Source organism: Paractinoplanes tereljensis (assembly GCF_016862435.1).
GTDB classification, from domain to species: Bacteria; Actinomycetota; Actinomycetes; order Mycobacteriales; family Micromonosporaceae; genus Actinoplanes; species Actinoplanes tereljensis.
This window is the reverse complement of record NZ_BOMY01000033.1, coordinates 165,340-185,568: the sequence shown is the minus strand read 5'-3', so window position 1 is coordinate 185,568 and position 20,229 is coordinate 165,340. Positions and strand designations below refer to the sequence as shown.

Here is a 20,229-nt window from a genome sequence, read left to right as displayed (position 1 = left end):
TCAATCCCGCTTACCTTGCCTGGAGCGAATGTTGGTCACGACGGCGATCAGGACGCCGGCCGCGAAGATCAGGGTGCCCATCACGTTGACCTGCGGAGGCAGGCCGACGCGGGTGGATCCCCAGATCCAGAGCGGGAACGTGGTCGTACTTCCCGCGGTGAAGTTGGTGACGACGAAGTCGTCGATGGAGAGCGCGAACGCGAGCAGCACGCCGGAGAAGACCGCCGGCAGGATGATCGGGAACGTGACCTTCCAGAACGTGGTCCAGCCGGTGGCGCCCAGGTCGGCGGCCGCCTCCTCGATGGACCGGTCGAGCGTGACCACCCGGGCCCGGACGATGGTCGCGACGAACGAGATCGAGAACATGACGTGCGCGATCGTGATCGTCACCGCCCCGAGGCCGAGCGCGAGCGAGACGAACAGGCTGAGCAGGGACGCACCCATGATCAGCTCGGGCGACGAGATGGTGGCGAACATGATGATGTTCAGCGTCCCGGAGCCGCGGAACCGGTAGCGGCCGAGGGCGTAGCCGATGCCGGTGCCGAGCGCGCCGGAGATGATGCTGGAGATCACCGCGATGGCCAGCGAGGTCCACAGGGCCTTGGTCAGGTCCTCGATCTCGAAGATCTTCCCGTACCACTTGAAGGTGAAGCCCGACCACTCCTGGTTGTAGCGGCCCTTGGTGTCGTTGAAGCTGAACGCGATCATCACGAAGATGGGCACGACCAGCCAGATGATCACCAGCCAGGTGTAGGTGAACAGCAGCGACTTGCCGGTGAAGCGCCGCTTCGGCTTCGCCGCGTGCGTCTTGGTGTCAGGTGAACGGTCGAGCACAGCCTGGCTCATCGGGCCGCCACCTTCATCACGTCTTCGGTGCCCAGCGCCCGGGCGTAGGCGAAGATCCCGACGAGCAGCACCGCCATCAGGATGAACGAGAGCGCCGACGCCGTCGGATAGTCCGAGTTGACCAGGTATTGCGCCTGGATCACCTGGCCGATCATCGTGGTCGACGAACTGCCGAGCACCTCGGAGTTGACGTAGTCCGAGCTGACCGGCACGAACGACATCAGCACGCCGGCGAAAACGCCGGGCAGCGCGAGCGGGAAGATCACCTTGCGGAACGAGGTGAGCGGGCTCGCGTACAGGTCACGCGCCGCCTCCACGACCCGGGGGTCGATCCGCTCCAGGGCCACGTAGATCGGCAGCACCATGAACGGCAGGAAGTTGTAGACCAGGCCGCCGATGACCGCCGGCGCCGTACCCAGAATATGGTACGAATCAGACAGCAGGCCGAGGTCCTTGAGCGGTCCCAGCACCGGCCCCTCGTCGGTCAGGATCTGCCGCCACGAGATCGTCCGCAGGACGAACGACACGAAGAACGGCAGAAGCAGAAGGAAGAGGTACGTCGGTTTGCGCTTGCCGCCGTAGAACGCGATGTAGTACGCCACCGGGAAGGCCAGGATGATCAGGATGATCGTGGCGATCGCGCCGTAGATCAGGGACCGGATCAGCTGGGTGTTGTAGGCCTCGATCGCCTCGGTGTAGTTCTGCCAGTGGAACGTGAAGCGGTAACCGTTGACGACGTCACCCTGCTGCAGCGACAGCGAGAGCATCGCGATCATCGGGATGGCGAAGAACAGCAACAGCCAAAGCCCACCCGGCAGAACCAGAAGGTACGGCGTGAGCTGACGTTTTAGTCGATCCATATCAACCCAGCACGATCGGTTCGAAGGTCTTCTGGTAGTTCTGCTGCTCTTCGGCGGTCTCGAAGGACACGTAGTAGTGCAGCTTGGCGTACTCGGCGTCGGCAGGGAACACCAGCTTGCTGTTCGCGATCGCGAGCATCGCGGTCTTGTCGTCGCCGGACAGCTTCTCGGCGTCCTTGAGGATCTGTTCCTTGGCCGTCGGCACCGGCGCGACGTAGTTGATGTACTCGGCCAGCGAGGCGGCGATGTCGACCTTGTAGAAGTAGTCGATCAGCGTGATCGCGTCGAGCGGCGCCTTGGCGGTGATCGGGATCGTGAAGTTGTCGGTCCAGATCGTGCCGCCCTCTTCCGGGACGAAGAACTCGAACTCGGTACCGTCCGAGAGGTTCTTCTGGAAGATGTCGCCGGACCAGGCCTGGGTGATCCAGACCTCGCCCTTACCCAGCGCGTCGACGTAGCTCTGGTCGTAGTAGTTGCGGACGATGCCCGCCTTCTTCTGCTCCTTGAGCTTGTCGGCCGCCTTCTGCCAGTCGTCGATGGTCGACTTGGCCGGGTCGATGCCGAGCACCATCAGGCCGAAGTTGCCCAGTTCCTGGGTGTCGGAGAACATGCCGACCTTGCCCTTGAACGCCGGGTCCCACAGGTCGGCCAGCTTGGTGAGCTTGCGGCCGGTCTTCTTCGGGTCGTACGCGATGCCGGTCATGCCGGACGCCCACGGAACGCTGTAGACGTTGCCCGGGTCGAAGGCTTCCTTGGCGTACGCCGGGGATGCGTTCTTGGTGTAGTTCGGCAGCTTCGAGTGGTCGAGCGGGGCCAGGAAGCCGGAGTCGCGGAACTGGCTGAACTGGAAGCTGTTGGTGATGACCATCAGGTCGTAGCCGATGGACTGGCCCGCGGCGAGCTGCGGCTGCACCTTGGCGAACCAGGGGCCCATCTCCTGGATGACCTCTTGGTAGTTGACCGAGATGCCAGTTTCCGCGGTGAACTTCTTGAGCTCGGGCTTCTTCGGGTCCATGTACAGCGGCCAGTTGGCGAAGTCGACGTGCTTGGTCAGCGCCTTGCCGGCCCAGAACTTCTCGACCGCGTCGGGGGCGGCACTGGCACCCGGGGTGCCCTTGCCCTGCACGCCACAGGCGGCCAGGAATGCGCCCATGCCTGCTAGACCGGAGAGGCGAAGGGCGTCCCGGCGGCCCATGCGGCTCTGGGTGAGGCCGCGCAGGAAGGACGGGTCGGAAATATTCGCAGACATAGCGTCAGACTCCGATCATGTATGAGTGCTGGGGGGCCCAGGTCAGGAAGACTCGATCGCCGCGATCAGCAAGATCGTCGGCATTCGAAGCATTTTGATCGAAGACAGTAAAGTCCGCACCCGCTGCCGTCGCTACGGTGTAGTTCGTTGAAGTTCCGTGATAAACAACCTCGTTGACAACCCCGGAAAGAACACTTCCCCCGGTCGAGGACACCGGTGGCACCCCCCGGTGCAGGTCGATCTTCTCCGGGCGCACCGAGATCTCGATCTTGTCGCCGGGCCGCGCCGCGCTGCCGACCGGCACCACGACCCGGTCCTGCGGCGAGTACGCCACCACGGCCAGGCCGTTCTCGCAGCGGTCGATGTGGCCGTCGACGAGGTTCGAGGTGCCGATGAAGCCGGCCACGAACCGGCTGGCCGGCCGCTCGTAGATCTCCCGCGGTGAGCCGAGCTGCTCGATCACGCCGGTGTTCATGACCGCGATCCGGTCCGACATCGTCAGCGCCTCACCCTGGTCGTGGGTGACATAGACGAAGGTGATGCCGACCTCGCGCTGGATGCGCTTGAGCTCGATCTGCATCTGCTGGCGCAGCTTGAGGTCGAGGGCGCCGAGCGGCTCGTCGAGCAGCAGCGCGCGCGGGTGGTTGACCAGCGCGCGGGCCAGGGCGACGCGCTGCTGCTGGCCGCCGGACATCTCCTTGGGCGCGCGCTTCTCCATGCCGGTCAGCGAGACGATCTCGAGCATCTCGCCGACGCGCTTCTTGATCTCGGCCTTGCCGACCTTCTTGCGCTCGAGCCCGAACGCCACGTTCTGGTACGTGTTCAGGTGGGGGAACAGAGCGTACGACTGGAACACCATGTTGACGTCACGCTTGTTCGGCGCGACCCCGGTGACGTCCTTGCCGTCGAGGTAGACCTTGCCGCCGGACGGCTCCTCGAACCCGGCGATCATCCGCATGGTGGTGGTCTTGCCGCAGCCGGACGGGCCGAGCAGCGAGAAGAACTCGCCTTGCGCGATCGCCAGGTCCATGCGCTTGACCGCGGGCACCGACTCGCCGTGCGACAGGTAGTTCTTGTGGACGCCCGCGAACCGGATGGCGGGTTGAGGGGTGGTCATGTCGTGTCGTACCTCTTTGCGCGGGGGGACGTACGTACAACGGGCCTCAGCCCAGGTAACTCATCACGTGCTTGATCCGGGTGTACTCCTCGAACCCGTACATCGAAAGGTCCTTGCCGTAACCCGAGTGACCGTAGCCGCCGTGCGGCATTTCCGACACGAACGGCAGGTGCGTGTTGATCCAGACGGCGCCGAAATCGAGCCGCCTGGACACCCGCATGGCGACGCCGTGGTTCTGCGTCCAGACGCTGGCGGAGAGGCCGAAGCGGACGTCGTTGGCCCAGCGCACCGCCTTTGCCTCGTCATCGAACTCCTGCACCGTGATGACCGGGCCGAAGACCTCGTCCTGGATCATCTCGTCGTTCTGTTTCAGGCCCGCGACAACCGTCGGCTCGAGGAAATAACCTCGGTCACCGATTCGCTTACCGCCGGCGACAATTTCGGCATAATCGGGCGTACGTTCCAAAAAGCCCTGAACTCGGGAAAGCTGATTGGCATTGTTGACCGGCCCGAAGAATGCGTCTTTGTCTTGTGGCGGACCGACGCGGGTGGCGCGAGCCGCCTCCGCCAGCGCCGCGGTGAGGTCGGCGGCGATCCGCGAGTGCACCAGCACCCGGGTCGCGGCGGTGCAGTCCTGCCCGGCGTTGAAGTAGCCGGCGCCGGCGATCGCCTCGGCGGTCGCCTGAATATCGACGTCGTCGAAGACGATCACCGGCGCCTTCCCACCCAGTTCGAGGTGGGCCTTCTTCAGGTCGGCCGCCGCCGCCACGGCGACCTCCATCCCGGCTCGCGTGGAGCCGGTGATCGAGACGAGCTGCGGCGCCGGATGGGCGACAACGGCCCGGCCGGTGTCCCGGTCGCCGCAGACCACGTTGAGCACGCCGGCCGGCAGGAACTCGGCGGCGATCTCGGCGAGCAGGAGCGTGCTCACCGGGGTGGTGTCGGAGGGCTTGAGCACCACCGAGTTGCCGGCCGCGATGGCCGGCGCGAACTTCCAGACGGCCATCACCATCGGGTAGTTCCACGGGGTGATCTGCGCGCACACGCCGATCGGCTCGCGCCGCACGTACGACGTGTGGTCGCGCAGATATTCGCCCGCGCTCTTGCCTTCCAGGATGCGCGCCGCGCCCGCGAAGAAGCGCAGCTCGTCGAGCATCGGCCCGATCTCTTCCTGCCGGGTGGCCTCGACCGGCTTGCCGGTGTTGCGGCACTCGGCATCGATGAGCTCGTCGGCCCGGGCCTCGACCGCGTCAGCGATCCGCAGCAGCGCCCGCTGCCGCTCGGCCGGGGTGGCGTCGCGCCATAGCTCGAAGCCCGCCTCGGCCGCGGTCATCGCCGCGTCCACGTCGTGAGCGGAGGAGATCGGCGCCCGGGCGTAGGCCTCCCCCGTGCTCGGGTCGACGACTTCCGACGTCGCGCCGTCCACGGTGCCGGTGTAGTCGCCACCGACGAAGTTCCGCAGCTCGGGCTGAGCGGTGCTCACGAAGTAGACCTCCTGGTTGGGCGCTTGTGACAGCCCCCACAGATCGACGTGGAGGACCCTGTCACAAGCGCGAGCCCTTATACAAGGGAATCCGAAGTAATTTCCAAAACTGAAACGGAATCAGGCGTGAACCGCACCTTGCAGCTACGCAATCCGGCGTCAGGCTGTGTAATACCTATCCGCCACGTCGAGCGCCTCGTCGAGGATCGACAGGCCCTGACGGACCTCGTCGGCGGTGGCCGTGCAGGGCGGCACCACGTGCACCCGGTTGAAGTGCGTGAACGGCCAGAGACCCCGCTCCTTGGCGGCCGCCGCGACCTCGTTCATCGGCCCCGCGGCCGCCCCGGAGGCGTTGAACGGCACCAGCGGTTCCTTCGTCTCCCGGTTGCGCACCAGCTCAAGAGCCCAGAAGACGCCGAGGCCGCGTACCTCGCCGATGCTGGGGTGCTTCTCCTGCAACGCGGCCAGGCCGGGAGCGATCACGTCGTCGCCCAGCGCGCGGGCGTGCTCGATGATCCCCTCCTCCTTGAAGATCTCGATGGAGGCGACCGCGGAGGCGCACGCGAGCGGGTGCCCGGAGTAGGTGAGGCCACCGGGGAAGGGCCGCTCGGCAAAGGTCGCCGCGATCTCGTCGGAGACAAGCACGCCACCTAAAGGCAAATAGCCGGAGTTGACGCCCTTGGCGAAGGTGATCAGGTCGGGAGTGACGCCCCAGCGGTCGACCGCGAACCACTCGCCGCAGCGCCCGAAGCCGGCCATCACCTCGTCGGCGATGAACACGATGCCGAACTCGTCGCAGATCGCCCGCACGCCGTCCAGGTAGCCGGGCGGCGGCACCAGGATGCCGTTGGTGCCGACCACGGTCTCGATCAGGACGGCCGCGATGGTGCCGGCCCCCTCGAAGACGATGGTGTCGCGCAGGTGCTGCAGGGCACGCTGCGTCTCCTGCTCCGGGCTCGCCGAATAAAAAGGCGACCGATACGGGTACGGGCCCCAGAAGTGCACGACCCCGACGGCGGTCGGCTCATTGGCCCAGCGGCGCGGATCGCCGGTCGCCGTGATCGCGGCGGCGGTCGACCCGTGGTAGCTGCGATAGGTCGACAGCACCTTGTGCCGGCCGGTGTGCCCGCGAGCCATCCGGATCGCGTTCTCGTTGGCCTCGGCGCCGCCGTTGGTGAAGAACACCTTGTTCAGACTGCCCGGCGCCAGCTCGGCGATCAGCCGGGCCGCCTCGCCGCGCTTGTCGTTGGCGAAGGCCGGCTGGATCGTGCACAGCTTGGCGGCCTGCTCCTGGATGGCCGCGACCAGCCGCGGGTGCTGGTGCCCGATGTTGATGTTGACAAGCTGGGACGAGAAGTCGAGGTAGCGCTTGCCCTCGTAGTCCCAGAAGTACGACCCTTCCGCTCCCGCGATGGGCAGCGGGTTGATCAGGCTCTGGGCGGACCAGGAGTGGAAGACGTGGGCACGGTCGTCCGCGCGCACGCTCTCATCCGTAGAAGTCATGAAATTTGGCCTTTTATCGAGTCTGCGGGAAACCAAGGTCAACAGAGGACGTGCCCGGGTCGGGCCAGCGCGACGTAACGACCTTCGTACGGGTGAAGAAGTGCACGCCGTCCGGGCCGTACATGTGGGTGTCGCCGAACAGCGACGCCTTCCAGCCACCGAACGAGTAGTAGGCGACCGGCACCGGGATCGGCACGTTCACGCCGACCATGCCCACGTTGACGTCGAACTGGAACTGCCGGGCCGCGCCGCCGTCCCGGGTGAAGATGGCGGTGCCGTTGCCGTACTCGTTGTCGTTGATCAGCGCGAGCGCCTCGGCGTAGGTCTCCACCCGCACGACGCCGAGCACCGGCCCGAAGATCTCGTCGGTGTAGACGGCCATCTCCGGCGTGACGTTGTCGAGCAGCGTGACGCCCAGGAAGTACCCGTCGGCCGGTAGGTCACCCTCGCGGCCGTCGGCGACCACGGTGGCCCCGTCGGACGCGCCGGCCGCGATGTAGCCGGCCACCTTCTCCTTGTGTGCCGCGCTGATCAGCGGGCCCATCTCGGAGTTCGGGTCGGTGCCCGCGCCGATCTTCAGCTTCGGCAGCCGGGCCGCGATCGCCTCGACGAGTGGGTCGGCGATCTCGCCGACCGCGACGACGATCGAGACGGCCATGCAGCGCTCGCCGGCCGAGCCGTAGGCGGCGCTGACGGCGGCGTCGGCGGCCGCGTCCAGCTCGGCGTCCGGCAGCACCACCATGTGGTTCTTGGCGCCACCGAGGGCCTGCACCCGCTTGCCGTGCGCGGTGCCGGTCTCGTAGATGTACTTGGCCACCGGGGTCGACCCGACGAAGCTCACCGCCGCGATGTCCGGGTGGGTGAGCAGCGCGTTGACCGACTCCACGTCACCGTTGATGACCGTGAACACGCCGTCCGGCAGGCCGGCGTCCTTCCACAGCTGGGCCAGGAACAGCGCCGCCGAGGGGTCCTTCTCGCTGGGCTTGAGCACGAACGCGTTGCCCGAGGCGATCGCGGTCGTACACATCCACAGCGGCACCATGGCCGGGAAGTTGAACGGGGTGATGCCGGCGACGACGCCGAGCGGCTGGCGGATCGAGTACACGTCCACGCCGGTCGAGGCCTGCTCCGAGTAGGAGCCCTTCATCAGGTGCGGGATGCCGGTGGCGAACTCGGCGTTCTCCAGGCCCCGGGCCACCTCGCCGCCCGCGTCGCTCAGCACCTTGCCGTGCTCGCTGGTGATGACGGCGGCCAGCTCACCGGACTTCTCGGCCAGCAGCTCCCGGAACTTGAACAGCACCGCCGACCGCTTGGACAGCGAGGCGGAGCGCCAGGCGACGCCGGCCTCTTTGGCTACCGCGACCGCGTCGGCGACCTCGGCGGCCGACGCCAGGTCGACCTCGGCGGTCTGCTCGCCGGTGGCGGGGTTGAAGACGGGGCCGACCCGGCCCGACGTGCCGGCGTGCGATTTGCCGCCGATCCAGTGCGCGATACGAATCATGAGGCCGAGATTACGTAACACCTCTAGACCGAACAATGCTTAAAACGTACTGTCACAAAATGCTCGACGCCGTCCGATCCAACCTCACCGATTTGTCCGCGCGCGGCCTGGCCGAGGCGGTAGGGCGGGCCGTCGGCGAGGGCACGCTGCTGCCCGGGGCCAAGCTTCCCCCGGTGCGCGCGGTCGCGGCCGAACTGCACCTCTCCCCCACCACGGTCAGCGCGGCCTGGCAGCTGCTGCGCCGGGCCGGCACCATCCAGACCGACGGACGCCGCGGCACGGTGATCGCCGAATCCCGCACCAGCGGACCGGGCCGCTACCGCGCGGCGCTACGCGGCCGTACCGGCTTCACGCTGGACCTTTCCACCGGCGTACCGGATCCGGCTCTGCTGCCTTTGCTGCCGGCTTTGGCCGGCCTTTCCCCCGCGCCCACCAGTTACCTGGACGAGCCCGTCCTCCCCGCGTTGGCCTCTCTGTTGCGATCGACGTGGCCGTTCCCGCCGGAACGCCTGGCCGTCTTCGACGGCGCGATGGACGCGATAGACCAGATTGCCTCGGCTTTGTTACGCCTGGGTGACCGCGCGATCGTGGAAAATCCGTGCTTCCCCCCGCTGCTGGACCTCCTGGAGGCCCTGGGCGCGGAGCCGATCGGCGTGGACACCGACGACGAGGGCATGCTGCCTTCTCGTTTGTCGGCCGCCTTGGCCTCGCGCCCCACCGCGATCTTCCTGCAGCCCCGGGCTTTGAACCCCACCGGTGCGTCGTGGTCGGCCGCCCGGGCCGCCTCCCTCGCGTCGGTCCTGACGCAGACCCCCCAGGTGTACGCCGTGGAAGACGACTCGAACGCGGATGTCTCCTCCCGCCCGCTGTTCTCGCTCGGCACCCACCTGCCGAGGCAGACCGTCCACGTCCGCAGCTTCTCCAAGTCGCACGGCCCCGACCTGCGCCTGGCCGCGGTCGGCGGCCCTTCTGCGGTACTCGACCCGATCCTGGAACGCCGCCTGCTGGGCCAGGGCTGGACCAGCCGCCTGCTGCAACACCTGCTGCTGACCCTGCTCACCGACGAGCCGTCGGTGGCCGCCGTGGGCCAGGCCCGCGACGAGTACGCCCGGCGACGGGCCCTGGTGGTGGAGGGCCTCCGCTCAGAAGGCATCGAGCTCCCCACCGGCGACGGCCTGAACCTGTGGCTCCCGGTAGCCGACGAGCAGTCCGCCCTGATCACCCTGGCCAGCGCGGGCATCGCGGCGGCCGCCGGCTCCGCCTTCCTCCCGTCGGGCGGCCCACCTCACCTGCGAATAACAGCAGGCTTGATAGCCACCGACCACGCCGCTGTCGCCGCCCAGCTGGCCGCGGCAGCGCGTTCCCCCGCTCTCTCCGTGCCACGTTGACTAACGCCTAGTGTGCGCGCGACAATTAGCGCGTGACTTTCAACCACGTCGTCTTCGACCACGTTCCACCGTGGACCGAGGACGAATACCTCGCCCTCGACGAGACCACGAGCCTGGTGGAGCTGGTCCGCGGCGCCCTCTGGGTAAGCCCCTCCCCCAACGACGGCTTCCATCAGGAGGTGCTCGGCCAGCTTGTCGGCGTTCTCCGAACAGCGGCCGCCAACACCGAGTTCGAGGCCGTAGGCCGAGTCAACGCACGCCTGGCGCCCGACACGATCACCAATCCCGACTTCGTGGTGGCCACGAAGGCCGGCCGGGGCACCCTCGTCGTGGACGCCGCCAACATCCGCCTGATCGGCGAGATCACCACACCCGACTCCGCCCTGATCGACCGCTCGTTCAAGCCACACCTCTACGCCGCCGCCGGCATCGAGTGGTTCCTGCTGGTCGAGCTCGACTACGCGACCTACTCCGCCGCACTCCGCCTCCACCGCCTCGCGACCGATCACTACGTCAAACACGCCGCCGCCAAACCCGGCCAGTCCCTGAAGCTGGACGACCCGTTCTCCTGCGAGATCGACGCCGCCGCCCTGGTTCGGACTTGACGCGACACACGCTGACGCAAGGCAACTAGTCAAAGGACGGTGACCGTGACCGTATGGAACACTTCGCTCATGAGCGAGCAGGGGCTTGACCTGTCCAAGTATTGGACGGAGGCCGAGTTCCTCGCCCTGGGCGAGACCGACAGCCGGATCGAACTGATCAACGGGAAGCTCAGGGTGAGCCCTTCACCGAAAAAGCCGCACCAGGGCATCTGCTACTACTTGATGACATTCCTTGAACCCGCCGCTCGGCGTGCAGGCTTGAGGGCATTTGAGGCCTCGGACGTCCGCCTCGGCACCGACTGCATCGTTGTCCCGGACATCTCCGTCGGGAAGCTGGGATGGGATGGCGAAATAACTGAGGCTGGCGAAGTCGCGCTCGTCGTCGAGGTCACCTCGCCGAGCAATGCCAGAAACGATCGTGTGCGGAAAATGCACCTCTACGCGGCGGCTCGAATCCCCTGGTATTTGCTCGTCGAGCCGAACATGGCTGACTACCACTCCGTAATGCTTCAGCTGTACCGCCTGGACGGCACTCACTACGTCGAACACGCCTTCGCGAACTACGGCCAGACACTGGTCACGGACGGCCCCTTCCCACTCAGGATCAGCACCACTGATCTGATACGACCCTGAGCGCGGATGGATCATGCGGGTCAGGCGGGCGCCGTCCATCGGGAACGGCGCCAGTCTGCCTCGCCAGGCGTACACGGTATCGATTCGCCCTGTTGCTCGATCCGCGCCGCCTACAGTCGACTCTTGGTGACGGACGACCACAGGGAGCGATCATGCCAGCCGGGACAAAAGACGACCCCTGGATGTTGCGAACGCCGCCGGGCTCGTCGCAGTACACGATGTACCGGGACCCCGACGCCGAGCCGCCGACCCTGATCTGCCAGGTCGGAACGACGAAGCTGAGCTATCAGCTCCGCGCGGTCGAAGACCTGCACGCCTGGCTGCAGCAGCAGGCGGACTGGGTGCCGCTGGGCGCCGCCGACGAGAACAAGCCGGCCGCCGACGGCACGGTCGAGGCGTGGGGCCGCTCATCCGACAACCCGGTCGGCGGCTGGTACGGACTCCGCAAGGGCTACCGCGGCCGCTTCGGCATGTACCTTCCCCCGCTGCTGGAGGAGCTCGGCCTGGCCGAACTGACCCACGACGCCCGCAACAACCGGATGCGCGCCCGCTGAGCTACGAGGCTTGATACTCGGCCTGGATGTCTCCGTCGAACTGCCGCCAGCACAGGTCGTTCAACCTCGCCGCCGCGCGGGCGTGCCGGCCAAGGATTCCCGCCACCGCCGGCGGCACGTCCGCCGGAACATAGCCGGTCGCGCACCGCCGCACGTAAGCGTTACGAGCAGCAAGATCCTCGCCGACGCCGCAAGTCGCGGTGACCAGCCAGTTCACCAGTCGCATCGCCGCATAGTCGGCGTCATAGCCGACGTGGCGAGCGACAAAGTCCTGCTCGTCGTGCGACAGCTCGAACCGAGCCGAGGTGGCCAACCCGAAATCGCCCAGGTAGATCTGATCGCCATCGCTCCGGAAATTGCCCAAGTGCCCGTCCATATGCAACAGGCCGACGCCACCCAGAAACGCCACAATCTCGAACAGCTGACGCTCGAATGTCTCCGCCTCGCTCACCGCGGGCTTCAACGGAGAGGGAATGTACTCAAGAAACAGGACAAGGCTGAAGGTCGCTCCGGCCAATTCCTCGAGGCGGACCCGCACCCCCGAGGCTCCGCCGAACTGAGCGACGACAGCGCCGATGTCACAGTGCTCGGCCGAGACAGCCGGACGGCCGGGAAGCACCCGCCAGTGGTAGAGCAGCGGAAAAGCCTCCGCCTTGCCGGCCAGCACGCCCTCGGTGACGACCTGGTTGGCGGCCAGTTCGCGCCAGCCGCCGAAGCCCGGGCCGGCCAGCCGGAACATCCCGTACTGGCAGGACAGCGGCACGTCGTACAGGTTCGCCGTGCTGCCCGGGTTAGCCAGCTCCCGGTCGGTCAAAGGGATCCGCTTGGCGAAGACGGGCACGCCGCCGACGTCGATCACCGAGGATCCACCGCCTGCGCCCACGACCTCGTCCCCGGTCGAGACCAAAGCCGCCAGCTGATCGTCGGTGCCGGCGGCGAGCGAGGCCGACGCCCGAGCGTGGCGTGAATGCCTGGAGGCGAGCATCGCCGCCTCCTGCCAGGTTGACAGCGTCCGCCAACGGTCAAGACCGGTTGAGTCGGCCTACGGGCACAACTGTTCCATCAAGCGGGCGCCGACAGACGGTCCCAGCACTTCGCCACAGCAGTAACCCGCAAGATCTTTAAAGCTCTGCCAAGCCCCCCACCGTAACCACCACGGGGTTGGGTCTTGACGTGAGCGTAAGCGGCACGGTTTCGCTCGCGGACCCCACCACAAAGGCCGGCCCGCTCAACCGGCGCGCCCGGCGTGCCCACAGCGCGGCAGCCAGACCACGATGCGGAAGGGGACCGCCCAGCCCCGATCATGCAGCCAGCGACGAGCGACCAAGCTCCTGGCCGTCACGGCCTACCGTGCAAGGTTTTGGGCCGGGGATGACCATGCAGGGCATAGATGCTTTACCGCCCAGCATGGTCATCCCCGGCCCAAAACCGTCCCAGCGTAGGCGGCATTCAAGGCGGCCACGACGAGGGCCCGAAGGTCGATTGTCATCGCTGAACCCTCCCCGCCGGGACATTCTCCCCTTGCCTCATCGCTGCCAAGTCGTCTATGTGCAATACTTCCGGCACCGCGGTCGAAAGTTTCGAAAAATGGCCCCCGCGGCAGGCGAGGAGAGTCGGATGGCCGCGGTCGGACGACGGGTGACAATCGCGACCATCGCGGAAGCCGCCGGAGTCTCAGTTCCCACGGTGTCACGGGTGCTCAACGGGCGTACCGACGTATCCCCGGAAACCCGGGACCGGATCGAGCACCTTCTGCGGGAGCACGACTACCGCCCTCGTAACTCTCGGCAGCCGCTCCGGGCCGGATTGATCGACCTCGTTTTCCAGGACCTCGACAGCCCCTGGGCGGTAGAGCTGATCCGCGGCGTCGAGGAGGTCAACCACGCGGCCGGCGTAGGCACCGTCATTTCCGCCATTCACCGGCGTACCGCTTCGACCCGGCAGTGGCTGCAGAACCTGCGGGCCCGCCAGTCCGACGGCGTGATCCTGGTGATCTCCGACGGGGCCGGCCCGATAAGCGCCGAGCTGCACCGGCTCAACGTGCCGATGGTGATAATCGATCCGGCCGGCGGCGTGGCCGCGGACGTCCCGACGATCGGGGCTACGAACTGGTCCGGCGGGCGCAGCGCCACCGAGCACCTGATCTCCCTGGGCCACACCAAGATCGGTCTGGTCGAGGGCCCGAAGCAGCTCCTGTGTTCACGTGCACGGCTGGACGGTTACCGTGCCGCTCTCGAGGAGGCCGGTCTTCGTCTCGACCGGCGGCTGATCGAGCCGGGCGACTTCCAGCACGAGTCGGGCTTCCAGGCGGGACAGCGGCTGCTCGACCGGGACGACCCGCCGACCGCGATCTTCGCGTCCAGTGACCAGATGGCGCTGGGGCTGTACGAGGCGGCCCGGCTGCGCGGCATCCGCATCCCGGACGATCTGAGTGTGGTCGGCTTCGACGACCTGCCGGAGGCCCGCTGGTCGGCTCCCCCGCTGACCACCGTGCGCCAGCCGCTCGCCGACATGGGTGGGCTCGCCGCGCGTACCGTTTTGCGGTTGTCGCGTGGCGAGCCCATCGAGACTCCCCGGGTCGAGCTCGCTACCGAGCTGGTGATCCGGGAGAGCACCGCCCTATTTGCCGAAACCGGCGGTAAGACCGCTAAGTAGCTGCCGGCGCCCGATCGCGTACAGCAGGACGATCGGGATGGTGGTGAGCGTGACCGAGGCCGCGATGGCCGGCGTGTTCACGCCGAACTGACCCTGGAAGAAGACCAGCGCCAAGGGGATGGTGCGCTGGTCGGGGCTCTGGGTCAGCACCAGTGGCAGCAGGAACCCGTTCCAGATGCCCAGCGCGTTGTAGATGGTCACGGTGACCAGCGCGGGGCGGGTGAGCGGGAACGCCAGCCGCCACAGGGTGCCCCACTCGGTGGCACCGTCCATCCGCATCGATTCGAACAGTTCCTTCGGCACGTCCCGGATGAAGTTGCTCAGCACCAGGACGGACAGCGGAATGGCGAACGCGATCGACGGCAGCACGATGGCGAGCAGGGTGTCGTACAGCTTCAGCCGGATGATGATCAGATAGACCGGGATGATGACCGCTTGCAGCGGGATCGCCAGGCCCATCAGGAACAACGAGTTCGTGTAACGCAGGAACCGGTTGCCGATCCCCCGGATGATCGCGTACGCGGCCATGAACGAGATGAGCACGGCCGGCACGATCGCGCCGACGGTGACCATGACGCTGTTGAGGAAGTATCGAACGATCTCGTTCTCGATGACTTCCTTGTAGTTCGCGAGCGTCGGGTCCGACGGCGGGGCGAACGTGTTGGTGATGAAGTAGTTCGCCTGGGTCTTGAAGCTGGTGATGATGATCCAGTAGATCGGGATCATCACGATGAACAGCCACACCCAGCCGAGCGCACCGCCGAACCAGTTCAGTCGCAGCAGCCTGCCGAGCGGGCTGCGCCGCCTGGACGGCGCGGGCTTGCCGGAAACAGTTACCGTCGCCATCTCAGACTCCTTCCTGCATGCTCTCGTCGCCACGGCCGCCGAGGCGGCGCAGCAACTGAGCGAGGACCACACCGGACAACACGAGGATCACCGCGATACAGCTCGCGGGGCCCATCAGGTTGGCCATGAAGCCCTTCTGGTACATCTCCAGCGCCAATGCCCGTGTCGAGTCGCCGGGACCACCGCCGGTGAGCACGTAGATCAGGTCGAAGAAGGTCAGCGAACCCACCACCATCAGCGTCGACGACGTGATGATCGTGTACTTGATCTGCGGCAGCGTGATGCTGAAGAACTGCCTGATCCGGCCGGCTCCGTCGATCATCGACGCCTCGTACATCGACGTCGGGATCTGCCGGACCGCACCTTGATAGATCAAGGAGTGGAACGGGATGTACTGCCAGGACACCACGAAGATCAGGACGCCCATGGCGAGGGTCGAGTCACCGAGCCAGTCCTGCTTGAGCCATTCGACCCCGAAGCCGGCGCCCAGCCCGAAGTTCGGGTCGAGCAGCGCCTTGTAGGTGATCGAGATGGCCGCCGACGAGAGCAGCAACGGCACGAAGTAAAGAACCGCCAGGAACCCGCGGTACTTCTTGGTGGCGGCCAGGAAGACACCGATCATGATGGAGATCGGCGTCTGCACCAGCCACGACAGGATCATGATTTCGAACGTCACCCAGATGGCGTGCGGCAGCCCCGGGTCCTTCAGGGCCGCCGTCCAGCTGGTCAGGCCACTCGGGTGAATGTCACCGATGCCGTCCCAGGTGGTGAAACTCAGCGCGATGACACCGAGCAACGGGATGATCCCGAACGCGATGAACATCAACAGCGCGGGGATTGCCATCCACACGACGGAGCCGCTCCGCCCGCTTTTGGCGGTCGTTGGCTCCTGCACGCGTACGGCGGGCGGAGCGAGCGTCGTCATTTGCCGATGACCCCGTTCATGTTGTCGACCCACTGCTGCGGGGTGACCTGAAGCTGGAACAGCTTCGCGATGTTGTCCAACAGGGTCTCGGCCGCGGTCGGCGACAGAGCCTGGTCCCACGACTGGGCGAAGGTCTTGGCGCCCGAGGCGATGGTGGACATGTCCTTGAGGAACTGCGCGTCGTCGCCGGTGAACAGGCTGTCGCTGTTCTTCAGCACGGGCACGCCACCGGACTTGACCCAGCCGGCCTTCTCGTCGTCGTCGACAAGCGTCGTCGAGAAGAACTTCTTGGCCGTCTCCTGGTCGGCCGCGCTGGCCTTGGAGGAGATCGACAGGTACTGGCCGGGGTTGCCGACGGTGTTGCTCGGGTCGCCCTTGCCGCCGTCGATCGGCGGGAAGTTCATCCAGCCGAGGCCGCCGTCCTTGACGAAGCTGCCGCCGTCGGCCTTCTGGATGCCGTACGACCAGGAGCCGTGCACCATCATGGCGGCCTTGCCGGTGTAGAGCAGGGCCTGGTCGGCGTTGGAGTCAGCGGTGATCGAGGAGAAGCCCTTGATGAAGGCGTTGCCCTTCACCAGGTCCTGCACCTTGGTCAGCATTTCCAGCACCTGCGGGTCGGACCACGAGCCCGCCTTGCCGGCGAACACGTTGTCGAAGACCTCGGAGCCGGCCTGGCGGTCGAGCATGAACTCGAGCCACATCATGTTCGTCCACCGGGACTGGCCGGCGAGCGAGAACGGCGCGATGCCCTTGGCGTTGAACTTCGGGATGAGAGCAAGAATGTCGCTGTACGACTGGGGCGGCTGCACGCCGACCTTGTCGAAGACCTTCTTGTTGTAGTAGAGGACGATCGGCTGGACGGTCTCGACCGGCAGGGCGTACACCTTGCCGTTGACCGTGCCGGCGCCGAACGACGACGGCAGGATCTTGTCCTTGACCGCCGCGTTCTGGCCGAGCCAGTCGGTCAGGTCGACAACCTGGTTGGCATCGACGTACGACTTGAGGCCGCCACCGCCCCAGCCCCAGATCAACGTCGGGGCCTGGCCGGCACCGATCGCGGTCTTGATCTTCTGCTTGTACGCGTCGTTCTGGAAGAACGTCGGGGTGATCTTGGTGTCGGCGTTCGCCTTGTTGAAGCGGTCGATCGCCGCCTGACGAATGGGCTCGCCGGGCTCGCCGCTCAGCGACCAGTAGGAGGCACTGCCGCTTTTGCTGCCACTGTCGCTGCCGCCCTTGTCGCTCGGGCCGGAGCTGCCACATGCAGCGAGGGCCGCAGCACCGGCGGCCCCCGCGGTCAGACCAATGAAGTTCCGCCGGGAAAAGTTGCTATTGAACACGCTGATCTCCGTACTCGAGTGCCGCGCCCTGCCGCGGCGAGTGGATCGTCGTGGAATCGGGGTAGTCGCCGTCACAAAGCCTGCAACTTTCGAACGACGACCGCAAGTTAACGTGAGGTTTCGTTAACGTAGGGTTTCAGCTTGATCATGTCAAGGGTCTTGCTCTGGTCGCGCTCCCAGCGCAAGAGTGGACCCCAGCGGGCACCCCTGCGTCGCCGTCCGACCGAGCGATAAGTCCTGCTGTGAAAGTACTGAAAGTTTCGGAACATATGAGGAACGTCTTGAGGAGTGTCGCCGTGACCGAAGGACAGGCCCCCCAGCCCTGGCAGGATCCGGCGGTACCGGTTCCGGAGCGCGTCAGACTCCTGCTCGCCGCGATGACCGTCGAGGAGAAGGTGGCTCAGCTCGGCAGCCGGTGGGTCGGGAACGACATGCAGGACTCCGGCGACGAGGCGCCCAGCACCGATCCCGAGGAGACGTTGAACGTCGCCCCGATGCAGGACGTTTTCGCCGCTTCCGGCACCGTACCGCTGTCGGAGGCCAGCCGGAACGGCTTGGGCCACCTGACCCGAGTTTATGGGAGCGTTCCCATGACCGTCGAGGAAGGAGCCGCCGAGATCATCCGGCAACAGCGGGTGGTGCTCGGCAACTCCCGGCTCGGCATTCCGGCGATCGTCCACGAGGAGTGCCTCACCGGCTTCACCTCGTTCGGCGCCACCGTCTACCCGGCCGCGATCGCCTGGGGCGCCACCTTCGACCCCGAGCTGGTCGAGCGGATGGCCGCCTCGATCGGCCGGGACATGGCCGCCCTCGGCATCCACCAGGGCCTGTCGCCGGTGCTCGACGTGGTCCGCGACTACCGCTGGGGCCGGGTCGAGGAGACCATCGGCGAGGACCCCTACCTGGTGGCGCTGCTCGGCGCCGGTTACGTGCGTGGCCTGCAGAGCGCCGGCGTGCTGGCCACACTCAAGCACTTCGCCGGTTACTCGGCCTCGCGCGGCGCCCGCAACCACGGCCCGGTCTCGATGGGCCGGCGCGAGCTGCTCGACGTCATCCTGCCGACCTTCGAGACCGCCATCCGCGAGGGCGGCGCGGCCTCGGTGATGAACTCCTACTCGGACGTCGACGGCGTGCCCGCCGGGGCCGACCCGTGGCTGCTCACCGAGGTGCTGCGCGAGCAGTGGGGCTTCACCGGCACGGTCGTCTCCGACTACTGGGCGGTCCCGTTCCTGGCCACCATGCACCGGATCGCCGACACCATGGACGACGCCGGCCTGCAGGCCCTGGCGGCCGGCATCGACGTGGAACTGCCCGACACGCTGGGCTTCGGCGAGGGCCTGATCGGCAAGGTGCCCGAGGAGCTGATCGACCGGGCGGCCGGCCGGCTGCTCACCCAGAAGATCGAACTCGGCCTGCTCGACCCGGACTGGACTCCCGAGGGCTCGGTGGCCAACGCCGGCCAGGTCGACCTGGACTCCCCCGCCAACCGGGCCCTGGCCCGCGAGATGGCCGATAAGTCGGTGATCCTGCTCGATCCCGGATCATCGCTGCCGCTCGATCCGGAGCTGCGGAAGGTCGCGGTGGTGGGTCCGGCGGCCGCCGATCCGCGTACGTTCATGGGCTGCTACGCCTTCCCCAACCACGTTCTGCCCCGCTATCCCGGGGTGGGCCTGGGCATCGCGGTGCCGACCGCGGTCGACGCGCTGCGCCAGGAACTGGCCGCCGACGTGGTGCACCAGCCCGGCTGCGCGGTCACCGGCGACGACCGGTCCGGCTTCGCGGCCGCGGTCGAGGCGGCCCGCAACGCCGACGTCTGCATCGCGATGGTCGGCGACCTGGCCGGCCTGTTCGGGCACGGCACCTCGGGCGAGGGCTGCGACGCCGACGAGCTGCGCCTGCCCGGCGTGCAGGCCGAGCTGCTCGAGGAACTGCTGAACACCGGCACCCCGGTGGTGGTGGTAGTGGTCTCCGGCCGCCCGTACGCGCTGGGCGAGGTGGCCGGCCGGGCCGCCGCGCTGGTGCAGGCGTTCATGCCCGGCGAGGAGGGCGCCTCGGCCATCGCCGGCGTGCTGACCGGCCGGGTCCAGCCCGGCGCGAAACTCCCGGTGCAGATCCCGAAGACCCCCGGCGGCCAGCCCGGCACCTACCTCCAGCCGGTGCTCGGCGCCGAGAACAGCGGCGTCAGCAACCTCGACCCGACCCCGCTGTTCCCGTTCGGGCACGGCCGCTCGTACACCACGTTCGAGGTCGACGACCTGCGGATCAGCGAGGCACGGGTGCCGACCGACGGCGAGTTCACGGTGACGGTCCGGGTCCGCAACACCGGCGAACGGGCCGGCGACGAGGTGGTCCAGCTCTACCTGCGCGACGTGATCGCCCAGGTCACCCGCCCGGTCAAGCAGCTGACCGGCTTCGCCCGGGTGCCGCTCGAGCCGGGCGAGGCGAAGGACGTCCGCTTCCACGTGCACACCGACCGCACCGCTTTCACCGCCCGCGACCTGCGCCGCATCGTCGAGCCCGGCGAACTGGAGATCATGGTCGGCACCTCGGCCGGCGACCTCCCCTGCCGGGGTTCGGTGACGCTGACCGGCGCCATCCGCGAGACCGGCCGCAACCGGGTGCTGCTCACCCCGGTCGAGGTCGAGAAAGCCTGAGACCCGGGCTCCCTGGCACCGTCCGCCGGGGAGCCCGAACCCAAATCGTTACCCGAACCATGCCCGATCACCC

Annotated in this window: 17 protein-coding genes; 6 read left to right on the top strand and 11 right to left on the bottom strand. The window is 67.1% G+C overall.

Annotated elements, in window-relative coordinates; translation table 11 throughout:
* The 7 genes from Ate02nite_RS23620 to Ate02nite_RS23590 all read right to left on the bottom strand — a co-directional run bounded on the left by Ate02nite_RS23620 (position 1) and on the right by Ate02nite_RS23590 (position 8,559).
* Positions 1–846: an ABC transporter permease gene (locus Ate02nite_RS23620; RefSeq protein WP_203809115.1), complete on the bottom strand. Its 846-nt coding sequence runs from the start codon at positions 844–846 to the stop codon at positions 1–3.
* Positions 843–1,706, bottom strand: coding sequence for an ABC transporter permease (locus Ate02nite_RS23615; RefSeq protein ID WP_203809113.1), 864 nt, complete (start codon positions 1,704–1,706; stop codon positions 843–845). The genes Ate02nite_RS23620 and Ate02nite_RS23615 overlap by 4 nt, the downstream gene beginning before the upstream one ends.
* Position 1,707: 1 nt before the next feature.
* Entirely contained in the window at positions 1,708–2,955 is a 1,248-nt protein-coding gene (locus Ate02nite_RS23610; RefSeq protein WP_203809111.1) for a polyamine ABC transporter substrate-binding protein, read from the bottom strand.
* A gap of 4 nt (positions 2,956–2,959) precedes the next feature.
* The gene (locus tag Ate02nite_RS23605; protein WP_203809109.1) at positions 2,960–4,072 is read right to left on the bottom strand and encodes an ABC transporter ATP-binding protein; all 1,113 of its coding nucleotides are present in this window, start codon (positions 4,070–4,072) and stop codon (positions 2,960–2,962) included.
* 46 nt (positions 4,073–4,118) lie between these two features.
* Positions 4,119–5,555, bottom strand: coding sequence for a gamma-aminobutyraldehyde dehydrogenase (locus Ate02nite_RS23600; RefSeq protein ID WP_239147629.1), 1,437 nt, complete (start codon positions 5,553–5,555; stop codon positions 4,119–4,121).
* 159 nt (positions 5,556–5,714) lie between these two features.
* A complete protein-coding gene (locus tag Ate02nite_RS23595) occupies positions 5,715–7,058 on the bottom strand; it encodes an aspartate aminotransferase family protein (protein WP_203809107.1) in 1,344 nt (447 codons plus the stop codon).
* Between the two features lie 13 nt (positions 7,059–7,071).
* A complete protein-coding gene (locus Ate02nite_RS23590) occupies positions 7,072–8,559 on the bottom strand; it encodes a CoA-acylating methylmalonate-semialdehyde dehydrogenase (RefSeq protein ID WP_203809105.1) in 1,488 nt (495 codons plus the stop codon).
* 59 nt (positions 8,560–8,618) lie between these two features.
* Here Ate02nite_RS23590 and Ate02nite_RS23585 point away from each other — a divergent pair, with 59 nt between their 5' ends.
* From Ate02nite_RS23585 to Ate02nite_RS23570, 4 genes are all read left to right on the top strand, one after another.
* A complete protein-coding gene (locus Ate02nite_RS23585; protein ID WP_203809103.1) occupies positions 8,619–9,947 on the top strand; it encodes a GntR family transcriptional regulator in 1,329 nt (442 codons plus the stop codon).
* Between the two features lie 32 nt (positions 9,948–9,979).
* Positions 9,980–10,552, top strand: a complete 573-nt coding sequence (locus Ate02nite_RS23580; RefSeq protein WP_203809101.1) for a Uma2 family endonuclease — start codon at positions 9,980–9,982, stop codon at positions 10,550–10,552.
* Positions 10,553–10,621: 69 nt separating this feature from the next.
* Positions 10,622–11,185 (top strand): Uma2 family endonuclease, encoded by a 564-nt coding sequence (locus Ate02nite_RS23575; protein ID WP_203809099.1) that lies wholly within the window; start codon positions 10,622–10,624, stop codon positions 11,183–11,185.
* A gap of 152 nt (positions 11,186–11,337) precedes the next feature.
* Positions 11,338–11,739: a DUF6855 family protein gene (locus Ate02nite_RS23570; protein WP_239147628.1), complete on the top strand. Its 402-nt coding sequence runs from the start codon at positions 11,338–11,340 to the stop codon at positions 11,737–11,739.
* Position 11,740: 1 nt separating this feature from the next.
* Here the strand turns inward: Ate02nite_RS23570 and Ate02nite_RS23565 are convergent, their stop codons facing one another.
* Complete coding sequence (locus tag Ate02nite_RS23565) at positions 11,741–12,724, bottom strand: protein kinase family protein (protein WP_239147627.1); 984 nt, start codon at positions 12,722–12,724, stop codon at positions 11,741–11,743.
* A gap of 632 nt (positions 12,725–13,356) precedes the next feature.
* Between Ate02nite_RS23565 and Ate02nite_RS23560 the strand changes: the two genes are divergently transcribed.
* Entirely contained in the window at positions 13,357–14,394 is a 1,038-nt protein-coding gene (locus Ate02nite_RS23560; protein WP_203809097.1) for a LacI family DNA-binding transcriptional regulator, read from the top strand.
* On the opposite strand, the gene Ate02nite_RS23555 is transcribed toward Ate02nite_RS23560, so the two are convergent.
* The 3 genes from Ate02nite_RS23555 to Ate02nite_RS23545 form a co-directional block, all read right to left on the bottom strand.
* Entirely contained in the window at positions 14,359–15,240 is an 882-nt protein-coding gene (locus Ate02nite_RS23555; protein WP_203809095.1) for a carbohydrate ABC transporter permease, read from the bottom strand. The two genes, Ate02nite_RS23560 and Ate02nite_RS23555, sit on opposite strands and share 36 nt — an antisense overlap.
* Before the next feature lies 1 nt (position 15,241).
* The gene (locus Ate02nite_RS23550; RefSeq protein ID WP_239147626.1) at positions 15,242–16,084 is read right to left on the bottom strand and encodes a carbohydrate ABC transporter permease; all 843 of its coding nucleotides are present in this window, start codon (positions 16,082–16,084) and stop codon (positions 15,242–15,244) included.
* 77 nt (positions 16,085–16,161) lie between these two features.
* Positions 16,162–17,502, bottom strand: coding sequence for an extracellular solute-binding protein (locus Ate02nite_RS23545; RefSeq protein ID WP_203809091.1), 1,341 nt, complete (start codon positions 17,500–17,502; stop codon positions 16,162–16,164).
* A gap of 296 nt (positions 17,503–17,798) precedes the next feature.
* Between Ate02nite_RS23545 and Ate02nite_RS23540 the strand changes: the two genes are divergently transcribed.
* On the top strand, positions 17,799–20,156 hold the full coding sequence (locus Ate02nite_RS23540) for a beta-glucosidase family protein (RefSeq protein ID WP_239147625.1): 2,358 nt from the start codon (positions 17,799–17,801) through the stop codon (positions 20,154–20,156).
* The last annotated feature ends 73 nt before the right edge of the window (positions 20,157–20,229 follow it).